At 57.3% G+C, this 19580-nt stretch carries 4 protein-coding genes; all 4 read left to right on the top strand.

Annotation, left to right across the window (positions count from 1 at the left end):
* The first annotated feature begins 8 nt into the window (after nt 1-8).
* Nucleotides 9-9023, top strand: coding sequence for a non-ribosomal peptide synthetase (locus L3D05_RS13045; protein ID WP_239616494.1), 9015 nt, complete (start codon nt 9-11; stop codon nt 9021-9023).
* Complete coding sequence (gene fabD / locus L3D05_RS13040; protein ID WP_239616493.1) at nt 9020-10315, top strand: ACP S-malonyltransferase; 1296 nt, start codon at nt 9020-9022, stop codon at nt 10313-10315. Before L3D05_RS13045 ends, fabD begins: the two co-directional genes overlap by 4 nt.
* Entirely contained in the window at nt 10312-11937 is a 1626-nt protein-coding gene (locus tag L3D05_RS13035; protein ID WP_239616492.1) for a type II CAAX endopeptidase family protein, read from the top strand. The genes fabD and L3D05_RS13035 overlap by 4 nt, the downstream gene beginning before the upstream one ends.
* A gap of 47 nt (nt 11938-11984) precedes the next feature.
* Nucleotides 11985-19580: HAD-IIIC family phosphatase (locus L3D05_RS13030; RefSeq protein ID WP_239616491.1), on the top strand; the 7596-nt coding region annotated here is incomplete at its 3' end.

The following is a 19580-nucleotide window of genomic DNA, read 5'->3' as shown; positions in this document are numbered from 1 at the left end:
GGCGCGCGATGAAGCCGTTCACCCATTTGGCGGAAATGCTGGAAAGCGCGGCGAGTAGCGGGAAAGGCATCGTGTTTATACATAAGAAATCGGAATCCCGGTTGACCTATCGACAATTGTACGATGAAGGGTTGGCTTTGGCTGCCCGAATGCTCGCTCAAGGATGGCAAGCGAGAGATGAGGTGGTCATTCGGATCGATGATCCGCGCACGTTCGTCGTGGCGTTCTGGGGTTGCTTGCTCGGGGGATGGATTCCTGTTCCCGTGACTGCGGGAGGCAGCGAAGAAAATCGGGCCAAGCTGCTGCAGGTATGGGGAACCTTGAACCAGCCAAGGCTGTTGGCGGACCCGACAGGATTGGCGGAAGCCGAAGAGACGATCGGGGCGAATTTGCCGGACCGCTCCTCCTATTGTCTTGAACTCGAACGATTGCCGCTGGAGTCCGGCGAAGATCGGCCGAACGAACCTCCTTACCGGGCAACGGCTGAAGATATAGCTTTCCTGCAATTTTCCTCTGGTTCGACCGGAGAGCCGAAAGGCGTCATGCTCACGCACGGCAATCTGCTGTCGAACATGAATGCCATCGTCTCCCGCTCGGGAACAACGTCGAATGATTCTTCCTTAAGCTGGATGCCGTTGACCCATGACATGGGTCTGATCGGTTTCCATCTTGCCCCGATCTACGCCGGGATGGAGCAATACCTTATGCAACCGGCCCAGTTCATGCTCGATCCGATGCTATGGCTGTCCAAAGCGAACGAGCATCGGATAACCTCGATCGCATCTCCCAATTTCGGTTACAAGCATTTTCTCGGCTGCTTCAAGCCCAAGGAAGCCGAGGAATGGGACCTTAGCTGCATTCGGTTGATCTTTAACGGCGCGGAGCCGATCTCCGCGGAATGGGCCGACAAATTCGTGACTGCCCTAGCCCCGAGCGGCTTGCGAGCGGAAGCGATGTTTCCGGTATACGGAATGGCGGAAGCGACGTTAGCCGTCACTTTTCCGCCCGTCGGCGAGCCGCTCGTGCCCGTCCGGGTCGATCCGCGTTCGCTTAGCGTTGGCGAGGAAGCGCGACTAGCGGAGCATGGCGATTCGAGCGCAATCGTGTTCGTCGACGTTGGTTACCCGGTCGAGGATTGCGAGATCTCCATTCGCGACGAAGCTGAAGGGGAGTTGGCCGACGGGTTAACGGGTCATATTCTCATTCGGGGTCTGAACGTCACGCACGGGTACTATAACGCACCGCAGCTGACGCTTAAAGCCGTCTCTTCAGGAGGATGGCTGCGAACGGGCGACCTCGGATTCATGCGCGAGGGCAGGCTGGTCATTACTGGAAGACATAAGGACATTATCTTCGTCCGGGGTCAGAATGTTTATCCGCACGACTTGGAGAAGCGCGTCGAGTCGATCGAAGGAATCGGTTACGGCAAAGCGGCCGCCTGCGGCGCCCATCGTCCAGATTCGGGAGAAGAGGAGATCGTCATCTTCGTCCAGCATCGAGGGAAGCTGGAGAAGTTCGCACCACTCGCTGATAAAGTCAAGCGACAGTTGGCTCGGGAAACCGGCTTCAACATCGGCGTCGTGCTGCCGATTCGGACGATTCCCCGAACGACCAGCGGCAAAATCCAACGCTACAAGCTGTCCGATCGGTTACGCTCGGGAGAGTGGGACGAAACGCTTCGCGAGTTATCAGAGATGAGTCGCGGGGACTCCGTCCATGTGGCTGCCGTTGCGCAGCCGGAAAAAGATTCCCCCGAGATGGCGAAGTTAAAACAGATATGGCGGGAAGTTCTAGGAGTTAAGGAAGTGCGATCGGAAGATCATTATCAGGAGCTGGGAGGGAATTCGTTAAAAGCAGCTAGATTGCTGGCGCACATCCAGCAGGAATGGGGGGCGGAGTTGTCGATTCGCGAGCTGTTCGATTGTGCGACGCCAAGCCTGCTACTGGATAAAGTTCTGCAGAACGCGGGAACGGCGCAAGGAGCGATTGCAGAAGCATTGCAGGAATTGTCCGAACCTGAAGGAGCAGTAGTTGGCCGATATCCGGCCTCGTTCGCCCAAATTAGGATGGTTTTCGTCGAGCAGGCCGAAGAGATCGGGTGCGCTTATCATATTCCCATTGCGTTATCGATCGAAGGCGCGTTAGACCCGAATGCTGTCCAATCCGCGATCGTGCAGCTTATTCAGAGACATGCCACGCTTCGCACCTCTTATCACTGGGAGGAGGATGAGCTCGTTCAGCAGGTGTATCCCGGCGAATCGGTTCGTTTAGAGCTGAGCGTATATCCGGTACAAACGGAGCTTCTGGCCGACGCGGCTTCGTTCGCCAATGAATATACCAAGGCGATGCTGGCTCCTTTTGACCTCGGCCGTCCGTGTCCGCTAAGAGGAGGGATGTGGACGGACGGGGCGAACCGGCATTTGTTGCTCTTAAACGTTCACCACATCGCTTCCGACGGGATCGGGATGAACGTGCTGATGCAAGAGTTCTCCGCCCTCTTGAACGGAGAGACGCTACCTTCTCCAGGTAAGCCATTTGCCGCATTCTCCGAATGGGAACGGAAAAGCAGCCACGCGAAGCCGGATAGCGAGGCATATTGGTTCAAGGAACTGGAGCTTCCGGCTCCACCGCTCGAATGGCCGGACGTAGCGGTCAGACCGGACAAGCGAAGCTTCCGTGGCGGAACGGTTAGGAAGGAGCTTCCGTCCGAATTGATGCGCAAGTGGCAGAAGCGGCTACAGCAGAACAATAGTACGGTTGCTTCCCTGTTACTGACTCTTCATTCCGCGATTGTAAGTCGGTTCAGCGGGTCTCAAGACTTCTCCGTCGGGATTTTGCTGGCAGGAAGAACACATCCCGAGACGCAGAACATGGTCGGTATGTTCAACAATTACGTTCCCGTCCGGGTGGCTGTCGACGGTACTTTGAAGTTTCATGAGCTGTGGCGCAATACAGGCGATAAACTATGGGACGCGCTTAAACATTCGGATGTTCCCTACGAGAAAATAATAGAATTGTCGGGCCGGGGCGTCGATCGTTCCCGTAACCCGTTGTTCGACACGATGCTCGTCTACCATAACCAATCTAAGGAAGCCAGCGCGCGTTTCGAAGCGGCGGGCTGCCGATTCGAACAGGTTCCGCTAGAGACGGGAACGGCGAAGCTCGACTTAAAGTTGGACGTCTACCCGGAGTCGTCTGGGGCGCTTTCCTGCATTTGGGAGTATAATGACAAGCTTTTCCGCCGCGAGACGGTGGAACGGATGGCTCGTCATTTCATGCGTTTGGCGGAACAAGTATTAAGCGGACCGGAACGTGCGCTGAACGAGATCAACCTGCTGACCGAGGAAGAGCGGCGGGAAGTAGTGGAGACGTTCAACGCGACGGAAACTCCGTTCCCAGCGGACCTAACGCTGCCGGAGTTGTGCCGGCAGCAGGCGGAGAAGACACCGGATCGCGTCGCCGCCGTATTCGGCGCGGAGCGCATCACATACCGCGAACTGGAAACGCTCTCGAATCGCGTTGCGTGTCGGCTGCTCGCCAAGGACCTTCGGTCCGGAGAGCCGGTCGGAATCATGACCGAGCGTTCCGCGTCGATGATGGCCGGGGTTCTCGGCATTCTGAAGGCAGGAGGCGCTTACGTACCGCTGCCGCCGGACTTCCCGGCTGAGCGGCTGCGCTTTATGGCCGACAATGCGGGCATTCGCCTAGTCTGCGCGCAATCGAGTTGGATGGGAGTTGCGGCGGAAGCTTGCCCGGGGGCCGAGCTTATCGATCTGGATCGCGAGCTTGAAGGAGACGGTGAAGAAGGGATCGCGGAAGCGCCCGCTATGGCCGTTTCACCTGAGCAGAACGCCTATATTTTGTACACGTCCGGCTCGACGGGCAGACCGAAAGGCGTTATGATCCGTCACCGTTCCGTCATCAACCGGATTCACTGGATGCAACAGGCATATCCGCTCGGCGAGCGGGACGTCATCTTGCAGAAAACGCCGTACAGCTTCGACGTGTCCGTATGGGAATTGTTCTGGTGGATGCTGTCCGGTTCAAGCGTGGCATTCCTCGCGCAGGGCGCGGAGAAAGATCCGGGACAACTGTTGGAAGCGATTCAAGCGAACCGCATCACGACGATGCATTTCGTACCGTCGATGTTGGCAGCGTTCTTGGAAGCGATGCAAGCCGAGAAGCCGGAGCGGCTGAGGGAGAAGTTGGGGACGCTTCGGCTGGTATTCGCCAGCGGAGAAGCACTGCATAAGGTGCACGTCGATAAGTTGTATAGGCTGCTTCGACAAGCCGGGCTGACCGACACGAAGTTGATCAACCTGTATGGTCCGACGGAAGCGACGGTAGACGTAACGGCTTACGACTGCGAGCCGGACAGCGAACTGGATTTCGTGCCGATCGGCAAGCCGATCGACAATACGGCGATCTATATCGTCGGCGAAGGTGATCAGGCACAGCCGATCGGGGTGCCCGGAGAGCTATGCATCGCGGGCGTACAGCTGGCGGTGGGATATGCGAACCAGCCGGAGTTGACGGCGGAGAAGTTCGTGGCGAACCCGTTCGAGACGGGAACGCGCATGTACCGGACGGGCGACTTGGCCCGCTGGACGGCGGACGGACAGATTCAATACTTGGGCCGAATCGATGACCAAGTGAAAATCCGGGGGTACCGGATCGAGTTGGGCGAGATCGAACGAACGCTTTTGACGAACGAAGCGGTGTCGGAGGCGGCGGTCGTAACGGCGAATGACGGAATGGGCGGCATAAGCCTAGTCGCGTACATCGTGGCTGATCGTGCCTGTACGTCGGGCGAGTTGCGCCGGCATTGCGGGGAGAGGCTGCCGGACTATATGATCCCGGAACTGTTCGTGCAGTTGGAGCGGATGCCGCTGACGGCAAGCGGGAAGGCGGACCGGAAGGCGATGCCGGCGCCGGAAAAGGAAATGGCCACGGGCGTAGCGTACGCCGCGCCGACCACGGAGATGGAGCAGCAACTAGCCGCGGTATGGGAGGAGCTCTTGCAACGGGACAAAGTCGGCATCGACGACGATTTCTTCGCCATCGGCGGTCACTCGCTGAAGGCGGCGATGTTGGTGGCGCGCTTGCATAAGAAATTTCATCTTCGTCTGGATATGAAAGATATTTTCCGTTATCCAACTCTACGAGCGATGGCGCATATGTTGGAACAATCCGTTACGGCGGGAGGCGATGACCGATACGAACGGATTCCGAAGGTTGCAGTTCAAGCGTACTATCCGTTGTCCTCGGCGCAAAACCGTTTGTTCGTGCTGCAGGCGATGGACGCGCGGAGCACGGCTTACCACTTGCCGACGGCGATCCGCATTGACGGACCGCTGGACAGGGAGAAGCTGCTCTCTGCCGTAAGAAAGCTATCGGAGCGTCACGAAACGCTTCGTACGTCAATCGAATGGGCAGATGGAACGCCGATGCAACGTATCTGGAGCGAGCCGGTCTCGCAAATCGAGTACGAAATCGAACACGATGCGGAACCGGCAGTTTGCTTGCGCGAATTCGTCAGACCGTTCGACCTGGGCGAATCGCAGCTGTTTCGAGTGAAGCTCGTACGCAGATCGTCGCATGATCACTTGTTGCTGTGGGATATGCATCATCTGATCGCAGACGGCGTGTCGACAGCCGTGCTCGCGGAGCAATTCGTTCGACTGTATGAGGGAGATCGGTTGGAAGAGCTCCCGGTTCAATATAAAGATTATGCAGCATGGCAGACCGATTGGCTCAGATCGGATAAGAGACGTGCGCAAGAGCGTTACTGGCTTGAACAACTGTCGGGAGCAGTCCCGACGCTTGATTTGCCGACGGATTACGTGCGTCCCGCCCGTATGGATTACGAAGGGGATTCGGTTACCGTTTCGCTTGGCGCGGAGTTGACTCGAGAGCTAAAGGAGTTAGGCTCGCGAACCGGTACGACGTTATATATGGCTTTGCTTGGGCTTTTCTCGATTCTGCTGCATCGGTATTCCCGTCAGACGGAAATCTGGATCGGTTCCCCGGTAGCCGGAAGGCCGCATGCCGATCTTGCCGATCTCGTCGGAATGTTCGTCAATACGGTCGTTCTGCGCAACCGTATCGAGGACTCGCGGACGTTCGTTGAAATGTTGGAGGACGTGAAGGAAACCGTCATCAACGCTTTGGACCACGATCGCTATCCGTTCGAGGAGTTGGTGGACAAGCTGGGCGTGCGCCGAGATATGAGCCGCAACCCTTTGTTCGACGCGATGTTCGTCCTTCAGAACACGGGAGCCGGCGAGGTCGGCACGAGCCGGACGCGCTTCGAACCGCTCGACAATCGCAGAACGACGGCGAAGTTCGATTTGACGCTGGAAGTCGTTGAGAGGAACGGCGAATTGCGTTGCCACTTCGAGTATCGGACATCGTTATTCCGCCGGGAGACGGTGGATCGGATGGCTCGCCATTTCATTCGTTTGGCGGAACAAGTGTTAAGCGGTCCAGAACGTGCGTTGAACGAGATCAGCATGCAAACCTTGGAAGAGCGGCGGCAAGTCGTGGAGACGTTCAACGCGACGGAAACGCCGTTCCCGGCGGACTTGACGCTGCCGGAGTTGTTCCGGCAGCAGGCGGAGAAGACGCCGGATCGCGTCGCCGCCGTATTCGGTACGGAGCACATCACGTACCGCGAACTGGAAATGCTCTCGAATCGCGTTGCCCGTCGGCTGATCGTGCAAGGCCTTCGGTCGGGAGAATCGGTTGGGCTAATGGCCGAGCGTTCTCCGTCGATGTTAGCCGGGTTGCTCGGCATTATGAAGGCGGGCGGCGCGTACGTGCCTCTGCCGCCGGATTTCCCTACGGATCGACTGCGCTATATGGCCGACAATGCGGGCATTCGCTTCATCTGCGCGCAAGCGAGCTGGATGGGCATCGCGGTGGAAGCTTGCCCCGGTGCCGTGCTTATCGATCTGGAGCGCGTGCTTGAGGGGGACGACGAAGGGATTGCGGAATCGCTTGCCGTTGCCGTTTCCCCTGAACAAAACGCCTATATTCTCTATACGTCCGGTTCGACGGGAAGGCCGAAGGGCGTCATGATTCGGCATCGCTCAGTCATGAACCGGATTCACTGGATGCAACAAGCGTATTCGCTCGGAGAGCGGGACGTCATCTTGCAGAAAACGCCGTACAGCTTCGACGTTTCGGTGTGGGAGCTGTTTTGGTGGATGCTATCGGGGTCAAGCGTGGCGTTTCTTGCGCCGGGCGCAGAGAAAAATCCGGGACAACTGCTGGATGCGATTCAAGCGAACGGAATCACGACGATGCATTTCGTGCCGTCGATGCTGGCAGCGTTCCTAGAAGCGGCGCAAGCCGAGAAGCCGGAGCGGCTGAAGATGAAGCTAGAGACGCTTCGGCACGTGTTCGCCAGCGGCGAAGCGCTGCACAAGGCGCACGTCGATAAGTTTTATAGGCTGCTTCGACAAGCCGGGCTGACCGACACGAAGTTGATCAACCTGTATGGTCCGACGGAAGCGACGGTAGACGTAACGGCTTACGACTGCGAGCCGGACAGCGAACTGGATTTCGTGCCGATCGGTAAGCCGATCGACAATACGGCGATCTATATCGTCGGCGAAGGTGATCAGGCACAGCCGATCGGTGTGCCCGGAGAGCTATGCATCGCGGGCGTACAGCTGGCGGTGGGATATGCGAACCAGCCGGAGCTGACGGCGGAGAAGTTCGTGGCGAACCCGTTCGTGTCGGGAACGCGCATGTACCGGACGGGAGACTTGGCCCGCTGGACGGCGGACGGACAGATTCAATACTTGGGCCGAATCGACGATCAAGTGAAAATCCGGGGGTGCCGGATCGAGCTGGGCGAAATCGAGCGAACGCTGTTGTCGTACGAAGAGGTGTCTGAAGCTGTAGTTGTAGCGGCGGATGACGGATTGGGCGGCAAACGACTGGTTGCGTACATCGTGGCGGACTGTGCCTGCACGTCGGGCGAGCTGCGACGGCATTGCGGGGAGCGATTACCGGACTATATGATTCCGGCGCTGTTCGCGCAACTGGAGCGGATGCCGCTGACGGCGAGCGGAAAGGCGGACCGAAAGGCACTTCCGGCGCCGGAAGCGCAAATGGCCACGGGCGTGGCGTACGCCGCGCCGGTCACGGAGATGGAGCAACGACTGGCCGAATTGTGGGGGAATCTGCTGCAACGGGAGAAAGTCGGAATCGACGACAATTTCTTCGATCTTGGCGGCAATTCGCTGTTGTTGCTCCGCATGCATAAGGAACTTGAGACCCAAAATTTCGGTTTGTTAACGGTTGCCGACTTGTTCGCCTATCCAACCGTATCTAAGCTGGCCGGCAGACTCGCTGAAGAGACAACGGCTCAGGTCCATGCACCTGTCGTTCTAATTCAGGTCCCGGCGCAAGAAAGACCGCTAGACCGATATGCGGGACAGGGAGATTTACTAAGGCTTCCGCTGACTAGCCAGACCGTTCAGCAACTGGAACGGATCAGCGAGCTTGAGGGAGTTGATATGGAGTTTGCCGCCATCGGGATCTGGATCGTCATGCTCGCGCAAGCGTTTCGGCAGCCCCGGTTCGACTTACTGCTATGCGGCTTAAGCGACGGCGCGGGAATTGCCTCGGTTGATCTGAACGCGGTGAATGGATACCCGGAGCTGCTGAGGTCCATTCGTGAAACGAAGCGGCATCCGGCGCCTCCATATCCCGCGCTTTCCAAGCCGGAAGGAGAAAGCTCGGAGACGGCGATCTTGCCGTTATTTCGCGGAAGCTTTTCACCCGCCATGCCGGATCAGTGGCTGTCCGCCGCGGATTTGACGGTAGGGTTAAGCGGACCCGGTAAGGAGAAGACGCTGCAAGCTGAATATGATGCCGGCAAGATCGGCAAGGACAAAGTGAAAGAACTGCTGCAATCGTTTCCGTTGTGGTGTCGGCGGATGGCCGTCGAAGGCCAGGCTAAGGAGCAGACCGCCGCGGCGGTCTCGAAAGAAAGGAGTGAACGGGAATGAAGAAGGTCGGTTTGCTGTTTCCCGGACAAGGCTCTCAGTACGTTGGCATGGCCAAAGCGCTGACGGAGCGGCACGTCACGGCAAGAAAGACGTTCGAGGAAGCCTCGGACTGTCTAGGCTGGGACGTTCTGCGGCTTAGCCTGAATGGCGACATGGCGGCGCTAACATCGACCGCCAACGCCCAACCGGCAATTCTGACCCACAGCGTCGCCGCTTACCGGGTTTGGATGGAGAGGGAAGAAGCGCTGCCTGTCGTCGGTGGGGGGCATAGCTTAGGAGAGTTTTCCGCGCTTGCGTGCAGCGGCGTCATTCCTTTCGCGGACGCCGTCCGTCTGGTCCGGCATAGGGGGGAATTGATGCAGGCAGCAGCCGGAACGGTCGATGGAGGTATGGTCGCGATCAGCGGAATGGATGACGAACAGCTGGAACGGCTGTTGCAGGAAATTCGGAGCGAGGGCACTGTACTCGTTGTCGCGGGCATCAATTCCGCCCATCAACGGGTTGTCTCCGGGCATCGGAAGGCGCTGGACGAATTGGCCCGGCGGATCGACGGGCTTACGGCAAAGTATTCACCGCTTAACGTCGGTGCAGCTTTTCATAGCCCATGTATGACGGACGCCGCGTCACAATTGAAGTTCATATTGGAATCCATAGACTATAAGGCTCCGAGTTGGCCGGTCCTGTCCAACGTAACCGGAAGACAGCACGCCGGCTTGGGGGATACAGCCTCCATGATCGAGCTGCTAACGCTTCAGATGACCCGTCCCGTGCAATGGGTCGCTTGCATGGAGACGATGCAAGCTTTTGGGGTAAAGCAAACCGTAGAGTTGGGTCCCGGATCGGTGTTGACCCGATTATGGAAGTCGTTTCAGCCGGAAACCGATTCGGATTATTCCGATGACCCTCGTTTGTTCGCGAAGGAGGTCGAAATCGTTCTTCCCGGAACAGCGAAAGCGCAACGCGATGGCGCGAAGATCGCCGATTTTCTTCCCCGCTGTCTCGGAATCGCCGTGTCTACCCGCAACAACCGCTTCGATTCCGAGGCTTACCGGACAGGGGTTCTTGATCCTTATCGCGCAATTGAACTTTTAGTAGCGGCAAGCCGGGAGAGTGGACAATTACCTTCGGATGACCAACTGCGCCAAGGCTGGGACATGCTCCACAGCGTGTTCGAAACGAAAGGCACGACAACTTCCGAAAGAATGATAAGATTAACGGCATTAATTAATGAAACGGGCACGGAGCACCTGTTTGCAGTGCCGAATCCAAACGATGGAGGGGTTGCGATATGAAAGCCAATTGGTTAACCTTCGCGCGTTCGATCGCGCACATCACTGTTTATTTGTTCGCATTCTGGCTTGTCACGTTATTGCATGAAACGCTGGTATTGCAAAATTTCCCGGATTACCGCGCATTCATGGAGCGTAACATTCCGATTTTCCTCTGCACCGTGTTCGGCATCGCATTCTTGTTGTTTCTGCTGATATCCAAGTTTCAGAAAGGGATATCCAAAGGGAAAATACCCGGAATTATCCGTACGGCCAAGTTCGCCCCGCTATCGATGAACGATTGGTACAAGCTATCGATGATGGCCTTTGGGGGGGCGCTGCTGTTCATCGCGGTGATGAACCTGTCCGGGGTACGCAACAATACGACGCAATTCGAGGAATATATCAACGTATTCGGTACGTCGGAGTCTTTCGTCTACGTCATTCTGGGAGTTGGTTTTCTGGCGGTGGCGTTCGAGGAATTGCTGTTTCGGGGCATCGTCTTCAACGCATTCCGCAAAGGGATGCCCGTTTGGATGGCGGTGCCGGTCACCTCATTGATATACAGCTATTTTCAGCCTTCGTTCTGGATCAGCGTCACTTCATTTTTTTTGAGTGTGCTGTATTGTCTTGTCTATATGCGTTTGGGTTCAATTTGGGGCTCAATCGGCATCGGTGCCATAGTGAACTGCTTGATAATGATCGCGGACAAGCTGGGTTGGGTGGACGCGTTAGCGAAGCTGTCGGACGTGCTGCTGCTCATGCTCGCAACTGTGGGACTGCTGATCATCGTCGGTACTCTGCTCTGGATGTGGAAGGGCGCCGCGGAGATGAAAAAGTACGGTGTCATGGCCGGAAATTTGACCGTATACGTCGGTATTTATTACGCGCTGCTGCAGGTATTGGTCATCATCTGGGAGCAGGCGGTGTTGCCGAAATATCCAAGCTTGGCTTCTCACGGCATTATCGGGTTGTATTCGAACGCGATTCTGGCGATGCCGCTCTACTATTTCGTGCTGAAGCGTTTCTATAAGAAAGATTTAATCGCCATTGCTCAATTCCGCAAAGTTAACGCCAAGGTCCATGCGCTGAATCTGCTGTTGGCCGTTTCAATGGCCGTATGGGTGATGACGCTATTCAGCATCCCCGAAGTCATCGAGATCGCGCCCGGTTTCGAAAATATCGTCGGCTTTTTCCTCGCGCATAACGCTTGGGTGTTCTTCTCCTTCTTCGTCATTAATTCGGTCTACAAGGAAATCCTCTTCCGGGCCTTGATCTTCAACGAGTTAAAAAGAGCGTTGCCGCTAACGGCGGCGATGATCGTTACGGGCATTCTGTACGGCATTCTGTTCTTCTCGGGCGATATTCCGCTGATGCTGTACGGCACGGCCGGAGCCGTCATTTTCGGTCTCATCTACGTCTGGTTCAAGTCTATCTTTCTTACGATCATCAATGAATTCGTCTTGTTCTCCGCGTATTACATCATCCGCCATAGCGGCGGAATTCCAGAAGGCGGGATTCAATATGCCTTGCTGGGCGTTAGCTCGGTCGCCATTCTCGCACTATTGTACGGCCTATGGAAGAGTAAATCTTCTCCATCCGTCGTTCGCCGCCCGCAGGAATCGGCCAGAGCGGAAGCCTTGTAAACAGGGGATAGACTGGGGACGGAAACGAATGCAAAGGAGAGAGCAGCATGGAGAATGAAAGAGCATGGTGGGAATCGGGGGAGGTAGAGGATCAGCCGTTCGAGGTGGAGGAAACCTCCAATCGCGATATCGCCATTATCGGAATGGCAGTCCGGCTTCCGGATGTCGAAGACGTCACCGCCCTCTGGGACAAAATCATCGGGCGGCATGACGCCGTAGGTCCGTTCCCCGAACAGCGCAGGAAGGACGTGGAGTCTCTGCTGTCCGGCACAAAGCTCCCGGGCGGTCAAATCTCGTATTACGACGGGGCGTATCTTAGCGAGATCGATCGGTTCGATTACCGGTTTTTCCGGTTGTCGCCGAAGGAAGCGGCGCTCATGAGCCCTAACCAGCGTCTATGGCTGGAAACCGCCTGGAATGCGGTCGAGGACGCAGGTTATGGCGGACGCAAGCTTGCGGGCAGTTCGACGGGCGTGTACCTCGGTTACAACGGAGACGCGTTCCACGACTATAAACGGTTAATCGCCGAACGGGAACCCGAGTCCCTATCCCTTGCGATTCCCGGAAACCTGTCTTCTATAGCGGCTAGCCGGATTTCGTATTTACTAGATTTTAAAGGCCCGAGCCTGACCGTCGATACGGCCTGCTCTTCCTCGCTAGTTGCGCTGCATCTAGCGGTACAGGCGCTTCGGGCGGGGGAGTGCGAGCAAGCACTCGTCGGGGGGGTCAAAACCTATTTGCTGCCCGTCGATCTCGGGATCAAAATCGGGATCGAATCGCCGGATTTCCGCGCGCGTACGTTCGATGACGGCTCCGCGGGAACCGGGGGCGGGGAAGGCGCCGCCGCCGTGCTGCTTAAGCCGCTTGGCAAGGCACTTCGCGACAAGGACGCCGTCTATGCTGTGATTAAAGGGAGCGCGATTAATCAGGACGGCGCTTCAATCGGCATTACCGCGCCGAACGGACGGGCGCAGGAAGAAGTAATCGTGAAGGCCTGGCAGGATGCCGGGGTCGATCCTACCACGATCGGATATATCGAAGCGCACGGAACCGGAACGAAGCTTGGCGATCCGATCGAGATCGGAGGAATTACGCAAGCGTTCAGACGATATACCGATCGCCGCCAGTTTTGCGCGATCGGCTCGATCAAAACGAACTATGGGCATTTGGATACGGCTGCGGGCATTATCGGTTTAATCAAGGCGGCGCTGGCTCTTCGCCATCGGCAACTGCCGCCGATGCTGCACTTCCGCGAACCGAACCGGGAAATCCCATTTGCGGATTGTCCGGTGTACGTTAGCGACGTGTTGCGTTCATGGCCGGAGGAAGCCGGAGAGCCGCGACGGGCCGGAGTCAGTTCGTTCGGCATGAGCGGCACGAACGCCCATGCCGTGCTGGAGGAAGCACCCCGGTCGGCGGCTTCCGCGAGAACAGGGAACGGCATGGCGCAGCCGCTGGCGCTGTCGGCGAAGAGCCCGACGGCGCTGCTGGCGATTGCCGCGAGTTATCACGAATACGCCGAGCGATGGGCGGACGACGAGGGGGATGCGAGCAATTTCTGTTATACGGCGAATACGGGGAGGGGACATTACGAATTCAGAGCGGCATTAACGGTTCGATCTCTACTAGAATTGCGAGTCAAGCTGCATCGGCTTAAGAGCGAACTGGCTAAGGCCGCGGGAGAGAACGGCAACGCGCGTTGGGAGAAAGTCACGGCGTTGCTGGACGGTGAAGGGCTTGAGACGGGGATATGGTTAGGTAAAGCCGATTTATCGGCAAGTACCTTTGGCGGACAGTCATCGGGGCCGGCGATTGCAGAGATTGACGCGATTTGTCTGGAATACGCGAAGGGAGGGAATCGGGATTGGGAAGCATATTATCGCGATCGGGATGTCCGGAAAATTCACATTCCCGCTTACCGGTTCGACAGGACGCGTTGCTGGGTGGAAGAGACGGGGGCATCGCATTCGATCTACGCTTATCCGTTCGGAATCGTTCCAGGCACGGATACCGGACGGGATCATACGGAAATGAAAGGCGTTGTCCTGACGGGACGGGACAACGGCATTTACACGGAGATGGAGCATACGGTCGCCGATGCTTGGGGACGCGGATTGGGCTTCTCCTCCCTAAGCGTTAACGAGCACTATTACGAACTTGGAGGCGATTCGATTCTCGCCTTAACGATCGTCGAAGATTTGGGCAGGCGAATCGGTCGCGAGATCAGCGTGGTCGATTTGCTAGGATATCCGACCGTACAGGCGTTGGCCGCGCGCTTGGAACTGAGCGGACTTCTATCGTCCGAAAGCATTACGGAGACGCGTGAGGCACTGCCGAAGGAGGCACGCGATTATCCGTTGTCGAGGGCACAATTACGTATTTTCCTTGGAGCGCAGCTTCCCGGCGCGGAGAGGCATCATCATATGCCGATGGCTTATGTTGTGGAAGGAAAGCTGGAAGCCGCTCGGCTGGAAGAAGCGTTCCGGAAGCTGGCCGAGCGTCATGAAAGCTTGCGCACGACGTTCGATTGGTCGGACAAAGGTGAGCCTCGTCAAAGGGTACATCCCGCGGCAGTGATGCGCGTTGAGGCGGAGATTTTGAGCGGAGAGGACGAATGGCCTGCATATGCCGCGTCGTTCGTTCGTCCGTTCGAGTTGTCCCGCTTGCCGCTGTTGAGAGTCGGTTTGGCGAGCGTTTCCGCCGATCGTCATTTGCTGATGTTGGATTCTCATCATCTGATTGCCGACGGCTCGTCGCTCGCCCTGCTGCTTCAGGAGATGCAGGTGTTATACGAGGGCGCGTCATTGCCGCCGAAAGCGGGAGACTATCGGAATTATGTCGCTTGGCAGCAGGAGCAGATCGGCGGCCCGAGTTGGCAAACGCAGCGCGCCTATTGGCTGGACAACGTGTTGGGGCGACCGGTAGAGCCATTGCGGCTGCCGCTTGACGAGGCACGGCCGAGAACGCGAGCCGGGGAAGGGCGGACTTATCGGTTCGCGGTACCTCGGGGGTTGACGATGGAGTTACAACGACTGGCCAAGGAACGGCAAGTGTCGCTGCACACCGTTCTATACGCGATCTATGCCGTTTTAATGCAGCGTTATACCGGACAGGAAGATTTCGTTGTCGGCTCGCTCGTGAACGGCAGAGACCGCTCCGACTTCCGGCGAACGGTCGGTGTCATGATCAATTTTCTTCCCGTACGGGTCAACGTTCGCGCCGATATGTCCCTGGCAACCTTGCTCGGTCAAGTAGAAAGGATCACTCGGGACGCCTACGCGAACGGACAGTTTCCTTTCGACGAGATGGTCGAAGCGGTCGCGTCGCGAGGAGACCGCTCCCGGAATCCGCTCTATGACACGATGCTCGTCTTTCATAACCACGCAAGCGGAAGCGATCGGCTGGAAGCCGGCAATCTCGTCTTTCGCGAGTATGAGTTGGAGAAGTTCACCTCGGCGCTGGACGTAAAGCTGGATTTGTTCCCCGGATCAACGGGCGAATTAACCGGAGTATTCGAATACGACTCCAATCTGTTTCGGGATAAGACGATTGCCCGTATGGCCGAGCATTTCGTCGAAATAGCCGAATGGACCGCGAACGGGAACGACGGTACGATCGGTGCGCTGATGCTGTTCGAACCTGCGGAAGAGCCGGAACTGAAGCGTCGGAGGGCGCTTAATGACTGTTCTCCGACTCTTGCCCTAGGGCGGCCGATTGAAGTCCGGGTCGCTTCGACATTCACTTCCGAGCCGATTGCGGGTTCTATCGTCCGCTGGCTGGAAGCCTTCGGCTTCTTGGCGAACCTCTCGTTCGCCCCCTACAATCAAATTTTTCAATACGTAATGGAAGAGCGTCAGGGATCGCCAGACAAAGCCAGCGCTACCGTGCTGTTGATTCGTCCCGAAGATTGGCTTTCCCCGGGAGTGGCGGCTGTGGAAGACCGCTTGTCCGCTTTGGAGTCGGAATTGGAAAGGCTGTTGCTTCTTCTCGAAGCGAGGGAAGGCAACGAAGCCTTTTTCATCGGATTGCTGCCTTTCTCCGCGGACGGACCGCTGCGTGGCTTGTCTGAGTTGGCGGGGCGGGGATTCCGCGAGCGCTGGTCTGCGCGGGTTGCGATCGCGGCCGTTCATATCGCGTCTATGGACTTCTTGCCGGTTGGCGAGCGGTATCGGGTCTGGGAGATCGAGGACAAAGTAGCGAACGAAGAAGGACAAATTCCATATACGTCTGAGTATTTCGCTGCTCTCGGCACGGAAACGGCACGGGCATTGGTGGGATGGCTGCAAAGCCCGTTTAAGGTAATCGTCGTCGATGCCGACTATACGCTCTGGCGCGGCATCGTCGGCGAAGACGGAGCGACGGGCGTGCAGGTTACGAAGGCATTCGCGGCTTGGCAGCGACTACTGCTTCGCAAGCGGAACGATGGCATGCTTCTGGCGATCTGCAGCAAGAACGATGAATCCGATCTGTGGGATGTATTCGAGCGGAACGGAGACATGCTTCTGCGCAAGGAGCATTTCGCCGCATGGAGAATCAATTGGCAGGCAAAGTCCGACAATCTGCGAGAGCTGGCGGAAGAGTTGAACTTGGGGATGGACAGCTTGATCTTCGTCGACGACAACGCGGCCGAATGCCTAGAAGTCATGTCTCGCTTGCCCGAAGTGCTGACGCTAAGATTGCCCAAGGAACAGGAGATGACAGCCTTCTTGCAACACGTGTGGGCTTGGGATCGGCTGCGCGTCACGGAAGAGGACCGTAAACGGGCAAGCAGCTACGATGCCGAGCGGCAGCGCAAGGAAGCGGCCGTCCTGCCGGGCGAATCGCTGGAGGACTACTTGCGCGGACTCCGCATGAAAGTCAGTTTTCGACCGTTATCTCCCGAGGAAGCGGAGAGGGCGGCTCAGCTTTCGGCCAGGACGAATCAGTTCAATCTGAACGGGATTCGAAGATCGGCCGCCGAAATCCGAAGCGGACTGACGTTGCCTTCGGAGTGGCATTGGATCGTGGAAGCCGCCGATCGCTTCGGGGATTACGGACGAATCGGTTATGTGTCCGGTATTGTCCGCGAGGAAACGCTGGAGATTCATTCGTTCCTTCTCAGTTGCCGGGTGCTTGGCCGCGGCGTCGAGCATACCGTATGCGCCGGACTGAAGCGTATAGCGTCGGTTCAGGGCTGCAAGGAACTACTAGCCAAATTTCGTCGGACGGCAAAAAATCGTCCGTTCGAACAATTTCTAAAGCAGGCCGGTTGGCTTGGCGCCGAGGAAGACCATCGGGACGAGGTCGACTGCGCACTCTCCGTGAATCAGATATCCGAGGCTCCTTCCCATGTGACCTTCTATGATGGCGAGCCTTACGAACCCGAGGAAGCGAGCGAGCTTACGGCGGCTTCCGTTGAAGCGCCGAAGGCGGAGCAGCACCCGTCGGCGTTCTTGTCGCACGTTCTAGCGGAGACAGCGGATCGCAGCGAATGGTTGCTCCCGTACGAATGCGAAGAAACGCTGCGGCATCGGTCTTACTTGCTGCCGTTGCGTTATTCGGACGCCTCCTGCATTGTTGCTATGCAAATAGAAAAGATGCCTGGGGCCGGATCGACCGACAGAAGCGTTCTACCTTACGCTCCTCCGGCCGGGGAAATCGAATCGGCTGTCGCGGGATTATGGGATAAACTGCTCGGAGGCGGACCCTATGGCCGCGAGGATCACTTCTTCGATGCCGGCGGAGATTCCCTCCAGGCCGCATCGCTAGTGTCGCTATTCGTTCGGTCGTTCGGCGTTCGCGTGACGCTTGTCGATTTATTCGATCATCCGCGGCTTAGGCAGATGGCTTCCCTCGTCGGCGAAACTGTCGGGCATACGTCGTCGTCGATTACGTCTATCGATATCCCGCTTGCGGAGTACGCCGAGCTGTATCCGGTATCTCCCGCGCAGAGAAGGATGTATTTCCTGCAGCTTTTCGAACCGGACGGTACCGCATACCAGATTCCGTCGGCGCTTCAGTTGACCGGGAAGCTTAATCGGGCGAGGCTGAAGCAAGCGCTCGCGAGCTTGACGGAGCGACACGAGGCGCTCAGAACCTCGTTCGAACTGGCGGAGGGGGAGCCATTTCAAAGGATACTCCGGGAGATAACGTGCGTCATGGAAGAACGCGAAGCTCCCCACGACGAGGCGCTCGAGAAGGAGTTGCGCGCTTTCGTTCGGCCGTTTGACCTAAGCCGCGCGCCGCTGTACCGGGTAGGCTTGTTCCGGTTGGCCGATGATCGGCATGTGCTGGCATTCGATATTCATCATATCGTTGCCGATGGCGTATCGGTAAACGTGCTTATGGACGATTTAATGGCATTGTACGAAGGCCAGGAACTTCCGGCTCAACCTATCCAGTACAAGGATTACGCTTTATGGCAGAGGACGGAGGTTGAAACCGATAGGCTTGCGAAGCAGTTGGATCAGTGGGTCGACCATATCGAGACTCCGGTTCCGAAGCTGGAGCTGCCCTCGGATTTCGCCCGTCCTGCCGTCAAGAGCACGCATGGGGCTCAGACGGTCGTACATCTGAACGCGTTGCGGACCGAAGGCTTGAAACGTCTGGCTCAAAGAACGGATTCGACGATGTTCATGGTACTGATGTCCGCTTATGCGTTATGGCTTTCCAAGCTGTCGGGACAAACGAGCCTTATCGTGGGCACGCCGGTTGCGGGAAGAAATCATCCCGATGCCGAGCGGCTGGTCGGCGTGTTCGTTAATCCGCTGCCTGTCCGCATCGCTCTCGATTCACAACGGATGTTCGAGGAACTGCTGGCAGACGTCAAGGAAGAAGTGCTGAGCACGCTGGATCGGCAGGAAGCTCCGTTCGAGGAAATCGTGGAACGGTTGCAGCCGGATCGGGATCTTGGCCGCAATCCGTTGTTCGACGCCATGTTCTCGATGTTGAACATGGCGCATGCCGACCTGACGGCGTCCGATCTGAAAGTGGAGCCGCTCATGGTCGATTTCGGGACTTCCCAATTCGATGTCGGTCTTTACGCCATGGAGGAAGACGGAGGCGTGACCTTCATCGTCCAATACGCGACGGGGCTGTTCCGCGATGAGACGATGAGGAGGTGGGTTAATGGCTTCGTCACGTTGTTGGAACGAATCGCGGAAGCGCCGCAAGCCGAGTTGTCTCGTATAAGTCTGCTTACCGAAGAAGATCGCCGGCAAGTGGTAGAAACGTTTAACGCCACGGGTACGTCGTTCCCAGCGAACTTGACGCTGCCGGAGCTGTTCCGGCGTCAGGTGGAGAAGACGCCGGATTGCGTTGCCGCCGTATTCGGCGCGGAGCGGCTCACGTATCGCGAGCTGGAAACGCGCGCGAATCGTATTGCCTATCGCTTGCTCGCGATAGGCCTTCGATCGGGAGAACCGGTCGGGTTAATGGCCGAGCGTTCTCCGTCGATGTTGACCGGGGTGCTCGGCATTGTGAAAGCGGGCGGCGCGTACGTGCCTCTGCCGCCGGATTTCCCTGCGGATCGACTACGCTATATGTCCGACAATGCGGGCATTCGGTTGGTTTGCGCGCAAACAGGTTGGTCGGGAGTTGCGGCGGAAGCTTGCCCCGGTGCCGAGCTTATCGATCTGGATCGCGAGCTTGAAGGAGACGGTGAA

This window comes from Cohnella mopanensis (assembly GCF_022352055.1).
Taxonomy (GTDB): Bacteria; Bacillota; Bacilli; order Paenibacillales; family Paenibacillaceae; genus Cohnella; species Cohnella mopanensis.
The sequence above is the reverse complement of the archived record's forward strand: the minus strand, read 5'-3'. Positions and strand labels throughout refer to the sequence as shown.

Bases quoted from the DNA above. Each gene is read 5' to 3' on its own strand.
- L3D05_RS13045 (WP_239616494.1), top strand. From the start codon at position 9: ATGAAGCCGTTCACCCATTTGGCGGAAATGCTGGAAAGCGCGGCGAGT.
- L3D05_RS13035 (WP_239616492.1), top strand. From the start codon at position 10,312: ATGAAAGCCAATTGGTTAACCTTCGCGCGTTCGATCGCGCACATCACT.
- fabD (WP_239616493.1), top strand. From the start codon at position 9,020: ATGAAGAAGGTCGGTTTGCTGTTTCCCGGACAAGGCTCTCAGTACGTT.